This is a genomic window from Alteromonas sp. WD8-37 (assembly GCF_055326825.1).
The window spans coordinates 577,268-590,970 of sequence record NZ_JBUZOV010000001.1; the positions used below are offsets into that span (position 1 = coordinate 577,268).

The window sequence follows — 13,703 nt, forward strand, 5'->3', positions numbered from 1 at the left end:
CTAGGATGCGCCGCAGGAGCTGCGTATCACTAGCTCAGCCGGCATCAGATAATCCTCCACCGGTTGTTTGTTGATGGCTTTTATCAGGGTGTTGACCAGCAACTCACCGGCCAACACTGTATTTTGACGCACGGTGGTCAGCCCTGGCGTGGTATAGCCGGCAATGGGAATGTTGTCATACCCGACCACCGCCACATCTTCGGGCACTCGCAGCCCGGCACCGCGCAACGCATCGAGCACGCCAATAGCGATTAAGTCCGAAGCACACACAATGGCCTGAGGCAAAGCATGTTGCGCCAACAACTGTTGCATGGCAGCAAAACCTGAGGCTTCAGTGGAATGTGCCGCCACCTGCTGATAGTCAGCCTGATTGAGCTGATGATCATGCAGCGCCTGCACAAAGCCGGTATAGCGGGCGCGAAATTCCGGAGCATCCTCACCATTATCACCGATAAATACAAAGGAACGATGACCTAGCGACAGCAAGTGACGAGTGATCGCCTGCCCCCCCTGAAAATTATCACAGCCAATATTGACCCCCGGATGGGCTTTATCCTGCGCACCCCAGCGGACAAAGCGGGTGCCTTGCTGTTCCAGCTGGTCAAGCTTGCTGCGATAAGCACTGTATTCGCCATAGCCTAATAAAATGATGCCATCGGCTTTATTGGAATCTTCGTATTCGGCATGCCAGTCATTTTGCATATTCTGAAAAGACACCAGCAAATCATACCCGGCACTGGCGCTGGCCCGGGTGATACTGCCGAGCATGGATAAGAAAAACGGGTTTATCAATGAGTCATCGGTGGTAGGGTCTTCAAACAATAATAGCGCCAGGGTACTGCTTTTTTGTTTGCGCAGATTACTGGCATTTTTATCCACCTGATAGTTCAGCTGTCGGGCAATTTCCTGAATTTTGTCCCGGGTAGCCTTACTGACCAGCGGGCTGTTACTTAAGGCGCGCGATACTGTAGATTGAGAGACACCGGCGCGGTGGGCGATGTCAAAGGACGTGGCTTTTTCTTTCATAGTCTCTTGTTATTACCAAGGTAGAGGGCCTACCAGATGGCGCTACCATAGCATAAGTATGCCACACGCCTTGCATGTTACCGTAGGCTGGCCTGCGCGTTGCCGATATATTGAGCACTTAAGCCGCGCAGATCACGAAAAAATATCACCTTCATAGGCGGGATGTTATACTGCGGCGGTTTAATTAAAAAATGAAATTTATTAAGGGGAATTCGCGAATGGCGGAGACTGAAATTCGTCCGACCAATTTTATCCGGCAAATTATCGATAAAGATTTGGCTGCAGGTGCACATCAGCAGATCAAAACGCGTTTTCCGCCCGAGCCAAATGGTTTTTTGCATATTGGGCATGCAAAATCGATTTGCCTGAACTTTGGCATCGCCGAAGATTATCAGGGCACCTGTAATCTGCGCTTTGATGATACCAACCCGGAAAAAGAAAACATCGCGTTTGTAGATAGCATCAAGCAGGATGTGGAGTGGCTGGGCTTTGAATGGAATGGCGAGGCGCGCTATTCGTCAGACTATTTTGACCGCTTGCACGGCTTTGCGGTGGAGCTCATCGAAAAAGGGCTGGCCTATGTGGATTTTTCCAGCCACGAGCAGATGCGTGAAATGCGCGGCACCCTGACCGAGCCGGGTACCAACAGCCCCTATCGGGATACCGATGTGCAAACCAACCTGCAGGAATTTGCCAAAATGACTGCCGGTGAGTACAAAGAAGGACAATGCAGCCTGCGCGCCAAGATTGATATGGCGTCGCCGTTTATGTGCATGCGTGATCCGGTGATCTATCGCGTCAAGTTTGCCCATCATCATCAGACCCAGGATAAGTGGTGTGTGTACCCCATGTACGATTTCACCCACTGTATCTCAGATGCCATCGAAGGGATCACCCACTCATTGTGTACGCTGGAGTTTCAGGACAACCGTCGTCTGTATGACTGGGTCATTGACAATATCACTATCGATGCCCAGCCCCGTCAGTACGAATTTTCGCGCCTGAACTTAGAATACACGGTGCTGAGCAAGCGTCGCCTGATCCAACTGGTGGACGAAGGGCACGTAAGTGGCTGGGATGATCCGCGTATGCCAACCATCGCCGGTTTACGCCGCCGCGGTTATACACCGGGTGCTATCCGTGAATTTTGTAAGCGTATCGGTGTGACTAAGATGGATAACATGGTCGAAATGGGCATGTTGGAAGCCTGTATTCGTGATGACTTGAACGTCAATGCGCCGCGCGCCATGGCAGTGCTGAATCCGGTCAAACTGGTGATTGAAAACCTGGCCGAAGATGCCAGCGAAACCCTGCATGCGCCTAATCATCCTAACGATGAAAGCATGGGGCAACGCGAGATCTCTTTTAGCCGTGAGATTTGGATCGAAGCCGACGATTTTCGTGAAGAAGCCAATAAAAAATTCAAGCGCCTGGTGTTAGGCAAAGAAGTGCGTCTGCGTAATGCGTATGTGGTTAAAGCCGAGCGGGTCGACAAAGACGAGCAGGGCAATGTCTCCACCATCTATTGCTCCTACGACGCCGATACTTTGGGTAAAGATCCGGCTGATGGCCGCAAGGTCAAGGGCGTGATCCACTGGGTAGATGCGCGCACTGCAGCCCCAGCCGAATTCCGCTTGTATGACCGCTTGTTTAATGTGCCAAACCCAGCAGCGCAGGACGACTTTGTTGATGCCATCAACCCGGACTCACTAGTGGTGAAAAAAGGCTTTGCCGAGGCCAGCCTGGCAAGCGATGACAGCCAGTCCAACTGGCAGTTTGAGCGTACCGGTTATTTTTGTCGGGATGCAGATAGCAACGCGCAGACACTGGTATTCAACCAGACTGTCGGCCTGCGTGACACCTGGGCTAAAATCGCCAACGATTAGGCCACTGCCAACAAATCTGATACTAAAAAGGCCACTGCAACGCAGTGGCCTTTTTTCGTGTTGCAAGCTAATAGCCTAAGGTATGCGCTGCTAGTGTTTAGGCTGACAATCCAGTGACTGGCCATTCACGGTTTCACTGTCGCTGCCCATCAAATACAGATACAGCGGCATGATATCCGCTGGCGTTTTTAAGGTTTGTGGATCCTCTGCCGGAAACGCCTTGGCACGCATATCAGTGCGGGTGCCGCCAGGATTGATACAGTTAAACCGTACGGAGCGCTGTTTGTGCTCAGCCGCCAGCACTTGCATCATGCCTTCGGTGGCAAATTTAGACACTGCATAGGTGCCCCAAAAAGCCCGGCCCTGGCGGCCCACGCCAGAACTGGTAAAAATCACTGACGCCTGGCTGGCCTTTCGCAGTACCGGCAACAAGGCCTGGGTCATCAAGGCAGCGCTGGTCACATTCACATTAAGCACATCCCGCCATTCGTTTTCCGGGATATCTTCAAACGCACTCAAATGCCCTAATAAGGAGGCATTGTGTAAGACGCCGTCTAACCGTGAAAATTGCTCGTCGATGGTGCGCACCATGTCCTGATAATCCTTTACAGTAGCGCCGTTTAAATCCATCGGCACAATGGCTGGTTCAGGGCCACCCTCGGCCACAATGGTATCGTAGACTGTTTCCAGCTTACTCACAGTGCGGCCTAGCAAAATACAGGTGGCACCAAAGCGGGCATAGGTTTTGGCCGCCTCGGCCCCGATCCCATCGCCAGCCCCGGTCACCAGAATCACTTTGTCGGTTAACAATCCTTCGGGTGCCTGGTAATCGTGCATGCTTATCTCATTTGGTTGCTAAAAGAATAATTATCATACGTGGCTGCCAGCACGGATACCAGCCTGTCAGCCCGACAGCAAAAAGCCGCCTTTACAAAGCGCGGAAGCGGCCGGGAAAAATAAAGAAAATAAAAAGTTAACAAAGTTTTGCAAAGTTGCTGCAAAGTCCATAAGATTGCGATATAACAAACTGGTCTTACATGTTTAAAATCGGGTTTGCTAAGCGGTATCGGGCTGCTCTTTTTCGGCAGGGAGCCAACCACAAGGTTTTAGACAGACAATAAAAACAATGAGTCTTAGGGAGAAACAATGAGAAAACTACTTATCAGCTCCAGTGTCGCCATGGCACTGGGCCTAGCAGGGTGCGGCGGCTCGGACGATTCGTTTGACGAAATTGAAGCAAGCACTCCGGATCAAACCCCCTTTTCCCGTATTGTGTTTGACCCTGCCAATGGCAATCTAAACACCCCTAACGATTTATTAATGCTGCCAGGGGATGACGGCTTTTTTGATTATACGCTAAATATTCCGGTAGACGATCCTACGGATTTTGGCGATCCAAAAGTAGCACTTAATACCCTGGATGGCTGGTCAACTCAGCATCCGTTTGTGATTGATATCGACACCCCCGGAGCCACTGCCATTGACGAAAGTACACTGGCTGACGGTATCTTTATTCATGAAGCCACCCTGGGCCTTGACCAGAGTGACCCGGATTGTGCGGCTGCCGAAATTCCGTCGTCTGGCTGTAAAGTCGGCGATGCGCTGGTATTTGGTACCGATTACACCCTTCGTCTAGTGGACAATGACACCATTTCGGTGATCCCACTTAAGCCGCTTAAATCCGCTCAAGGCTATATGCTGGTGATGACCACCGGCCTGAAAGATGACAGCGGTAAACCAGTCAAAGGCTCGACCACCTGGGATCTGGTAAAGCAGGATATCAACACGCTGCCATTATCCTCTGAGGCTCAGCTGCGTTTGCAAACCCTGGTAAATACCTATATCACTCCTTTGGAAGGCGCAGGCTTCAGCCGTGATGAATTGACTTATGTGTCGGCCTTTACCACGCAGTCTGCCGGCCAGTCGCTAGCGGCACTGAAAAAAGTGGCTATCTCAACCTATGCGGTGCGTGTGGCGGGCGGTGACCCGGCAGCCGGCGAGTCCTTACCTCAATTAACAGTAGGTGACCCGCAAGGCCCTACTAATGCCATGGAAACCTTAAACCTGGTAAGTGATGAAGTGCTGGCAGATTCGGTAGCCTCGGCGATTGATAGCGCCGGGCTGGATGCCGGAACCGCGGGCGCAATCAATGCAACCTTAGCCGCCGGCGGCTTTGATGGCTTGCAAACCTGTGGCGGTCTGCTGACCACCGCAGCCGGTGGCTCTGCCGGCACCTATGGTCAGTTAAATGATTTTGCTGTGGGCTTATCTGGTGCCATTCTGGCCGAAGTCGGCTCTTTTTGCGCCGCCAAGCGGTACGAAGGCAGCATTACCTTACCGTATTACTTGGGCGTGCCGTCTACCGATAATCCGATGGCACCGGTCACCGATTTTTGGCAGGCAGCCTGTGACAGCGGCATTGTATTGGCAGGAGCACCTGATGAAGTGCTGGCAGGCGCAGAGCCTGGCCCTAACAATGCATTGTGTCAGCAACTGGGTTTGGCCGATTTACGTGTGAATGGCCAAAAACTGGATCCCGCGCGCAATATCACTCGCTTCAACCCGGTTCCGCAAGCCACAACCATGCAGGAGCTGGATGTGCAGGTCACAGTGCCCGATGTGGCGGTAGCGGCTGGACTTGGCTTTACCATTGCGCAGCCAGAAGCCGGTTGGCCGGTAGTGATTTTGTATCATGGTATTACTCGCCAAAAAGAAGATATGCTGGCGATTACAGGTACCCTGGCTCTGGCAGGAATTGCATCGGTGGCCATCGATCATCCGTTACACGGTTCGCGCGGCTTTGATGTGGATATGGATGGTACCGATGATATTAATGCCACCACTGTCACTGCCACGCATTATATGAACCTGGCCAATTTGCCTACCGCGCGGGATAACTTGCGCCAGAGTGTGGCAGACCTGCTAGGCCTGCGTTTAGGTATGAATGCGCTGACCGACAACACCACTGGTGACAATGTAAACCTGGATGTGAGCAATGTGTCGGTGATGGGTGTGTCATTAGGGGCAATGACCGGCGGTAACTTTGCGGCGGTGGCTAATACCAGCATGGGGGATGAGCTGGCCGCACTGGACGGTGCCTACGCGGTCAATGTGGCTTCATTGGAATCGCCCGGTGGTGGTGTGGCGCAATTTTTGATTGAGTCACCCAGCTTTGGCCCCTTGATTAAAGGCACCTTATTGAGCCAGGCTTCGGCCGAATTCCAGGGGTTGCTAACCCAATTGTATGGCAGCACCGAGGTCTCCAACGAAGAGCTGGTTGCGGCAGTAGGCCAGTTTGAAGCTGCACTAACGCCTGCGCAGGCGGCAGAAATCGCAGGGATTCTGGGCGAGTTTGCCTTTGCTGCGCAAACCGTATTGGATGCAGCTGACCCGAACAATTACGCGGTGCAGCTGGGCCAGACCACACCGGTGCATATGATGACCGTGGTAGGTGATGGCAGTGAAGCTAATAAACCTGACCAGGTCATTCCGCCGACTACCAGCCTGCCATTGTCTGGCCAGAACCCGCTGGCGGCCATTATTGGCCTGCAGCAGGTAAGCAGTACAGTAACCGGTGATCCGGTATCCGGTCAGGTGCGTTTTACCGAGGGTGCGCATGGCTCGAGTCTGAGCCCGGTTGCCAGCGCGGCAACTACCGAAGAGATGCAACGTGAGGTGGCCACCTATATCGCCACTGAAGGCACCACCATCCAAATCAGCAATCCGGATGTTGTGGCAAACTAAGTTGCCCGGTAAGTCATCTAAGGCCAGCATTTGCTGGCCTTTTTTTTGTATCAGGTGTCTGGCTGTCGTTATTTTGAGTGAACACTGATACACTTCGTGGTTGATTTTTTACAACTGTAGCATGACAACATAAGCAGGAGTCGACAGTGGAGTTTCTGTACGAGTACGGGTTATTTTTAGCCAAAGCGGTAACCTTGGTGGTTGCCATTGTGGTGGTTGTGGCTGCCATTGTGGGTGCCGCCAACCGTCAAAAACCTGGGAAAGGTCATCTGGAAATTGCGTCGCTGAATGAGCAGCTTAAAGATATCACTCAGTATGCGCGTTCTGTATTACTGGACAAAGCCAGTCTGAAAAAACTGGCTAAGCAGCAAAAAAAGGACGCTAAGCAGGAAGAGGCTAACCAGCAACAACAACCGCGCCTGTTTGTGATTGAATTCAAAGGCTCTATGGATGCCCACGAAGTTGAGCGGCTGCGTGAAGAAGTGACCGCCATTTTATGTGTGGCTGATGAGCAGGACGAAGTGCTGGTTAAACTGGAAAGCGGCGGCGGTGTGGTACACGGCTATGGCCTGGCGGCTGCACAATTGCACCGAATCAAAGATAAAGGCCTGAAACTGACAGTGTCAGTGGATAAAGTGGCTGCCAGTGGCGGGTACATGATGGCTTGCGTGGCTGACGAACTGATGGCCTCACGCTTTGCCTACATCGGCTCTATCGGCGTATTGGCGCAATTGCCTAATTTTCACAAGTTGCTGAAAAAGAACGATATAGAGTTTGAGCAACACACCGCGGGTGCCTACAAGCGTACGCTGACCGTGTTTGGAGAAAATACCGATGACGGGCGGGAAAAATTCCGCGAGGAAATCGAAGAAATCCATGTGTTGTTCAAAGACTGGGTCAGTGAGCAGCGCCAGAACATGGATATCGAAAAAGTGGCCACCGGTGAGTTCTGGCCTGGCATCAAAGCCAAAGAACTGGGCCTTATCGATACCATTATGACTTCAGATGATTATATTTTGTCGGCTTATCCCAACAAACAAATCTTCAGCGTCAAATACAGCCAAAAGAAAAATATGGCGGAAAAACTGGGGATGTCGTTTGCCAATGTGGCGCAACAGCAAATGATGCGCTTGTGGAGTCAGGCCCGGACCTGGTTTTATTAATCACGCTCATGACCAAACCAACTAAGGTTCAGATCCTGGACCATGCCGAAGCCCTGTTTGCTGAACAGGGCTTTGACCAAACCTCCATGCGTACCATCACCGGCATGGCCGGCGTCAATCTGGCTTCGGTAAATTATCATTTTGGCAGCAAGAAGAATCTTATTCAGGCAGTGTTTAAACGCTATTTTGATGTGTTGATGCCACGTGTGGATACTGTGCTGGCCCAGGCCAGTCATCAAACCGGCCAGCCAGGCATCGAGGCCTTACTGCGCACCCTGATGCAGCCGATGCTCGAACTGAATCAGTTACAGCCCAATGGCACCGCCCGATTTGTGATGCTATTGGGGCGAGGGTACAACGAAACACAAGGTCACTTGCGTCGGTTTTTATTGCAGCATTATGGCCAGACTATCGGCAGCTTGCTGGATCATATTCATCAACGCCTGCCCGGTGTCAGTGATGAAGTGCTATTCTGGCGCCTGCATTTTGCCATGGGGGCCTTTGTGTTTTCGCTGTCCTCAAGCAGTGCCCTGACTCAGATTGCCCAGTCCGATTTTAATCAGCAGGTGGATGTGGCTGGGGTGATCGAACATCTTATCCCTTTTGTCGCCAATGGAATTGCCGGCCAGCTCACCGCAAGCTAAGCGGCCTCTCGCCACAGACACCTTGACGCTGCAGTGATACACTGGGGCAGTATGATTTTTCGGAGTGACTATGATTACCGCCAATGAATTAACCCGGGTCCTGGATGGCCTGCTCAAACCACAGTTAGTCAAAGACTACAGCCCCAATGGGCTGCAGGTGCAGGGCAAAAATAAAATTAAGCGTATTGTCACCGGTGTGACCGCGTCGCAAGCGCTGATTGATGCGGCTATCGAGCGTCAGGCTGATGCGATCCTGGTCCATCATGGCTATTTCTGGAAAGGCGAGTCACCGGTGATCACCGGTATGAAACAGCGCCGCCTGAAAGCCTTGTTGACTCATGATATCAGCCTGTATGCCTACCATCTGCCGATTGATATCCACCCTACACTGGGCAATAACAGCCAACTGGCCAAGGTGCTGGATATTGCTCAGGCGGCGCCGCTGCAGGGTATTGAACCAGAAGGCATTGTGTTTCACGCCAGCCTGCCTAAACCATTGACAGCGCAGGCGCTGGCCGACAAGCTGGAATCAACATTGGGCCGCAGTGTGATCCAGGTGGCCGATCCGGATACCACCATTAGCACCCTGGCCTGGTGTACCGGCGGCGGGCAGGGCTTTATCGACCAGGTTGCCGCGCTGGGCATTGATGCCTTTATCAGCGGGGAAATTTCAGAGCAGACTACCCACAGTGCGCGCGAGCAGGGGATCCAGTATTTTGGCTGCGGCCACCATGCTACAGAACGCTATGGTGTAAAGGCCGTGGGGGAATACCTGCAGCACAATCTGCAACTGGATGTCATCTTTATCGATGTAGATAACCCGGCCTGATATGAAAGCCACTGATCGTTATTTTGACGATATTGCGGATAAATTTGTCAGCAATATTTATGGCACCACGAAAGGGCGACTACGTCATCTGCTGTTACTGGAGGCCATGGCCCCTTATCTGACATCCCCGAGTCGTATCATCGAGCTGGGTGGTGGCTCTGGCATTATGACCAAAGCCCTGGCCGACTCAGGTCATCAGGTTACCCTGACCGATGCCTCGGCAGAAATTCTGGCGCTGGCGCGTGAGCTGCTTGCTGACTATCCGGCAGTCACGATTGAACATGCCCCGTTTCAGCACATCACTGATTTTAACCAGTATGATCTGGTGGTTTGCCATGCCATGCTCGAATGGCTGGCCGAGCCGCTGGCCGCCATCGACCACCTGGCGATGCATATGCCAAGCGGGAGCCGGCTGAGCTTAAGTTTTTATAATCGCGATGCGGCATTGTTTACCAACGCGGTGTATGGCAATTTTGACTATATTGCCCGCGGCCTCAAGGTTAAAAACCAGGTGCGGCTTAACCCCACCAATGCATTGCGCCCGGCCGAGGTAATTGAACAGGCTCAGGCATGTGGATTTCGGGTCCTGGCGCAAACCGGCATTCGCTGTTTTCATGATTATATGAAAGACAAACCCAACGATGAGGCGGTTTTTGCGCAGCTGTTAGAGTTGGAGCGCACCTATGGCAGTCAGGCGCCATTTTGCTGGTTGGGCAAATATTTTCACCTGATGCTGGAGAAAGCCTAAACCACCCGGTTGGCGTCCGGCAGGCGGGCTGCACACAGATTACTGATGGTGGTCTGCGCAATTTCAGCCAATGCTTCAGCGGTAAAAAAGCCCTGATGACCAGTAACCAGTACGTTAGGGAAGGTGGTGAGGCGGCCAAACAGATCATCATCAATGATATCGTCAGAATGATCGGCAAAAAACAGTGGCCCTTCCTGTTCATACACATCTATACCCAGATAACCCAATTGACCGCTTTTTAGCGCTGCCACCACAGCGCGCGTGTCCACCAGAGCGCCGCGCGAGGTATTAATAAGCATCGCCCCGCGGGGCATCTGGCTAAGCGCGCTGGCATCAATCATATAACGGGTATCTGCGGTCAGTGGACAGTGTAGTGTAACGATATGGGCACAAGTTAATAAAGTACTTAGTCCCACATAACTGACCCCATCGCGCGCCAGCTTTGGGTCGGGTTGCGGATCGCAGGCTAGCACCTTGCAACCAAAACCCAGCAGCAGGCGCGCGCAGGCCGCGCCGATGTGGCCGGTACCAATGACCCCGGCAACTTTGCCATGCAGGGTAAATCCTAGCAGCCCCTGAAGCGCAAAATTGCCTTCGCGAACCCGGTTGTAGGCGCGGTGAGTTTTGCGATTTAAGGTTAAGATCAATGCAAGGGTATGTTCTGCTACGGTATGCGGCGAGTAAGCAGGCACCCGCGACACTTGCAGCCCCAGCGCTTTAGCTGCAGGGATGTCCACCTGATTAAAGCCGGCACAGCGTAGAGCAATCTGACGCACACCGAGGCGCGCCAGTTGATTCAGTACCGGCTCACTGAGTTCATCATTGACAAACACACACACCGCGTCCATGCCCTGACTCAAGTGCACTGTTTGTGGATTCAGCGGCAGGGCAAAAAAATGCAGGGTCAGTGGCTGGCCCTTAGCTGCCACCTCTAATACATTTTCATCGTAGGGCTTGGCACTGAAAACTGCCACCGCTGTTGCCATTAACCCTCCTTAAAGTTAGTCATTGTGTACAGGTAAAGTGTTGACACAGTCTCAGCAAAAATCAATGATTTGTGCATTGATGTCACTGCCGGCTAAGTGTAGGCAGCAAAACCAGGAAATCAGGTATGAAAAAAGTCGCATTTTTAGGGCTGGGTGTGATGGGCTACCCCATGGCCGGGCATCTGGCCACCGCCGGTTACGCCGTCACTGTATACAATCGCACGCGGGCCAAGGCGGAGCAATGGTGTAAAGACTATGCCGGGCATCTGGCACCGTCTATTGCCGCTGCGGTAGAAGATGCTGAAGTGGTGATGATGTGTGTGGGCGATGATCAGGATGTGCTCAGTGTGGCCGACCAGGCCCTGGCGGTCATGCAGCCAAAAAGTGTGCTGATTGATCATACTACCGCCTCAGCCGATACCGCGCGCAAACTGGCAGATCAAGCAGAGGTCAAGCATATTGGCTGGCTGGACGCCCCCGTGTCGGGAGGTCAGCAGGGCGCGCAAAATGGTGCCTTGACTATTATGGTAGGCGGCGAGCAGGGAGTATTTGACGCGGTCCGCCCGGTGCTGAGCACTTATGCCCGCCATGTGCAGCGGATCGGCGATGCCGGCAGTGGCCAGCTGGCAAAAATGATGAACCAGATCTGTATTGCCGGCGTGGTCCAGGGTCTGGCCGAAGCGCTGCACTTTGGTCAGCAGGCCGGGCTGGATTGTGCGCAGGTGGTCGATGTGATCAGTAAAGGAGCTGCCCAGTCCTGGCAGATGGATAATCGTGCTGCCAGCATGCTTAACAATCAGTATGACTTTGGCTTTGCAGTGGATTGGATGCGTAAAGATCTGGCTATTGCGCTGGCCGAAGCGCGGCGCAATGGCTCGACCCTGGCGCTTACTGCCTTGGTGGATCAGTATTATGCAGATGTGCAAAAAGCCGGTGGCGGCCGCTGGGATACGTCTAGTCTGTTGACCCGGCTGCAGCCGGCTTCGTCCGGCCGTTAGTCTGCTGTTGCCGAACCTGGCGGCGTAACTGCGCCAGTCGCTGGCGCCCCGAGTCGGTATGCGGCAGGCTTTGCAAAGCGTTTAGCAATTGCCCTACCGACAGGCTCCGATAGCCGCTATGGCCGGCTTCCAGCAGACAGTGCAGCAGGTTGAGGCCTAATGCCGGGGTGTTTGGCAGCAACTTGTAAGCCTGATAAAAATAATACAACGCATCCAGATAACGTTTTTTAACAAACAGCGCGGTGCCCTGATTATTCAGCTCAAAGGCCTGTTCGGAGGCCAGACCCAGCTGATGTTCGGTGTGCGTCAGGCTGGCCTGATGAAAGATTTGCTCAGCCAGGCTCAAGGTCGAACGATTACGACTGTGTGCCTGGCTCAGTAACTGCCGGGCCTGCTCGCCCAGCCCCAAGCCCTGAAAGACCTTGGCCCCGGTAATCAGCGTGCCGGCGTCGGTGCGGCCAAAATGTTCTGGTGCGGTGTCTTTCATCAGGTTTCTCGCCCGTTGCGGGGCATCTTCCAGCAACGCTGTATAAGCCATCAGCAGGGTGCGCTTCTGGCTGGCCTGAGCATCACTGGTGTGACGCCCGGCAATGCCCAGTAAGCGGCGCGCCTGGCTTAAGCTCTCTTCACGATTGGTTAGCGGCTGTTGCTCAGCAATGGCCAGGTAAAATTCAGCCAGTTCCACCGTCAGTTCGTTAAAGCGGTCAGTGGCATCGCGATTGGCATTACGCTGTTTTTGCAATAACTCGATGCCCTCAAGAGGGCGTTGCTGGCGCTGATAGGTGAGAGATTTCAAACGGGTGGCAGGCACGCTCAGCGCACTGGGGCTGATTTGGTCCAGATAATATTCGGCTTGCTGATAGGCTTCTTGTTCAAAGCTAAGGCTGGCCAGCCATTCAAAGGCTTTTTCCCGCGCCAGTTCGCTGCCGATCAGGGCATCCAGGTCGCCCTTACAGCCGGCCCAGTTGCCTTCCCGGTAAAAACATTTGATGCGCCCCCACTGCGCCCACAATACCTTGTCGCAGTCGATCAAAATGGCTTCATACAGCGCGCGGGCCTGCACGATATGACCGGCATCAAACAACAACTGGGCTTTGAGTTTGTAAAGATCATTGCGGATACGGGCGGGGACCTCGCCTTGTAGTCTGTGTTCCAACAAGGCCAATGCACGAGCCGGATTATCCTCATCCATCGCCTGTAGCGCTGGCTCGGCATACTGGCGATACGCCAGATACTGATTGAGGCCTCGCGACAAGGTTTGCAAATTATAGGGTTTGATGAGCAGCAGATCCGGCTGACAATCGATAATCTGGCCAATGGTTTGCGCTACCCGGTCAGAGGTTAAAAACACAATGCCGGTACTGGGCCGTAAAAATTTGCTGCGCCGCAGATGCTGCAACCATTCCACGCCGGTTTTTGACGCGCCCAGATAATAATCAAACACCACCAATTCAAAATGCTGACGGCGTAGGGCGGCCTTTAGTTCCTGGCCCGAGCTGAAACTGCTGACCTCAAAATCCCCCAGGCGCAGTAAGTGACTGCGCAGGTTGGCCCGTGCGGTGGCATTATCTTCAACGATGGCAAGGCGATACGGCATGCTGGCCCATGGTAGATGTACAACAGTAATGCCAGCAGTATAGAGCATTGCAAGCAGTCTGCCTGCCTTTACCTGCAACTTT

General features: G+C 53.1%; 11 protein-coding genes. 7 read left to right on the forward strand and 4 right to left on the reverse strand.

Annotated elements, in window-relative coordinates; all coding sequences use genetic code 11:
• Positions 1–1,026, reverse strand: coding sequence for a LacI family DNA-binding transcriptional regulator (locus ACTUJZ_RS02610; RefSeq protein ID WP_463634703.1), 1,026 nt, complete (start codon positions 1,024–1,026; stop codon positions 1–3).
• A gap of 218 nt (positions 1,027–1,244) precedes the next feature.
• Here ACTUJZ_RS02610 and glnS point away from each other — a divergent pair, with 218 nt between their 5' ends.
• A complete protein-coding gene (gene glnS / locus ACTUJZ_RS02615) occupies positions 1,245–2,912 on the forward strand; it encodes a glutamine--tRNA ligase (protein WP_463634704.1) in 1,668 nt (555 codons plus the stop codon).
• 90 nt (positions 2,913–3,002) lie between these two features.
• Here glnS and ACTUJZ_RS02620 read toward each other — a convergent pair whose 3' ends face one another.
• Positions 3,003–3,749, reverse strand: a complete 747-nt coding sequence (locus ACTUJZ_RS02620; RefSeq protein WP_463634705.1) for a YciK family oxidoreductase — start codon at positions 3,747–3,749, stop codon at positions 3,003–3,005.
• Between the two features lie 309 nt (positions 3,750–4,058).
• Here ACTUJZ_RS02620 and ACTUJZ_RS02625 point away from each other — a divergent pair, with 309 nt between their 5' ends.
• From ACTUJZ_RS02625 to ACTUJZ_RS02645, 5 genes are all read left to right on the forward strand, one after another.
• Positions 4,059–6,656 (forward strand): VolA/Pla-1 family phospholipase, encoded by a 2,598-nt coding sequence (locus ACTUJZ_RS02625; protein ID WP_463634706.1) that lies wholly within the window; start codon positions 4,059–4,061, stop codon positions 6,654–6,656.
• 146 nt (positions 6,657–6,802) lie between these two features.
• Positions 6,803–7,819: a protease SohB gene (gene sohB, locus ACTUJZ_RS02630; protein WP_463634707.1), complete on the forward strand. Its 1,017-nt coding sequence runs from the start codon at positions 6,803–6,805 to the stop codon at positions 7,817–7,819.
• Positions 7,820–7,827: 8 nt separating this feature from the next.
• Complete coding sequence (locus tag ACTUJZ_RS02635) at positions 7,828–8,463, forward strand: TetR/AcrR family transcriptional regulator (protein WP_463634708.1); 636 nt, start codon at positions 7,828–7,830, stop codon at positions 8,461–8,463.
• Positions 8,464–8,536: 73 nt separating this feature from the next.
• Entirely contained in the window at positions 8,537–9,292 is a 756-nt protein-coding gene (locus ACTUJZ_RS02640; RefSeq protein WP_463635229.1) for a Nif3-like dinuclear metal center hexameric protein, read from the forward strand.
• A gap of 1 nt (position 9,293) precedes the next feature.
• Complete coding sequence (locus ACTUJZ_RS02645; RefSeq protein WP_463634709.1) at positions 9,294–10,040, forward strand: methyltransferase domain-containing protein; 747 nt, start codon at positions 9,294–9,296, stop codon at positions 10,038–10,040.
• Here the strand turns inward: ACTUJZ_RS02645 and ACTUJZ_RS02650 are convergent.
• Positions 10,037–11,026: a 2-hydroxyacid dehydrogenase gene (locus ACTUJZ_RS02650; RefSeq protein WP_463634710.1), complete on the reverse strand. Its 990-nt coding sequence runs from the start codon at positions 11,024–11,026 to the stop codon at positions 10,037–10,039. The two genes, ACTUJZ_RS02645 and ACTUJZ_RS02650, sit on opposite strands and share 4 nt — an antisense overlap.
• Positions 11,027–11,151: 125 nt before the next feature.
• On the opposite strand from ACTUJZ_RS02650, the gene ACTUJZ_RS02655 reads away from it, so the two are divergent.
• Positions 11,152–12,024 (forward strand): NAD(P)-dependent oxidoreductase, encoded by an 873-nt coding sequence (locus ACTUJZ_RS02655; RefSeq protein WP_463634711.1) that lies wholly within the window; start codon positions 11,152–11,154, stop codon positions 12,022–12,024.
• Here ACTUJZ_RS02655 and ACTUJZ_RS02660 read toward each other — a convergent pair.
• Positions 11,981–13,621 (reverse strand): response regulator, encoded by a 1,641-nt coding sequence (locus ACTUJZ_RS02660; RefSeq protein WP_463634712.1) that lies wholly within the window; start codon positions 13,619–13,621, stop codon positions 11,981–11,983. The genes ACTUJZ_RS02655 and ACTUJZ_RS02660 overlap by 44 nt on opposite strands.
• Between the last annotated feature and the right edge of the window lie 82 nt (positions 13,622–13,703).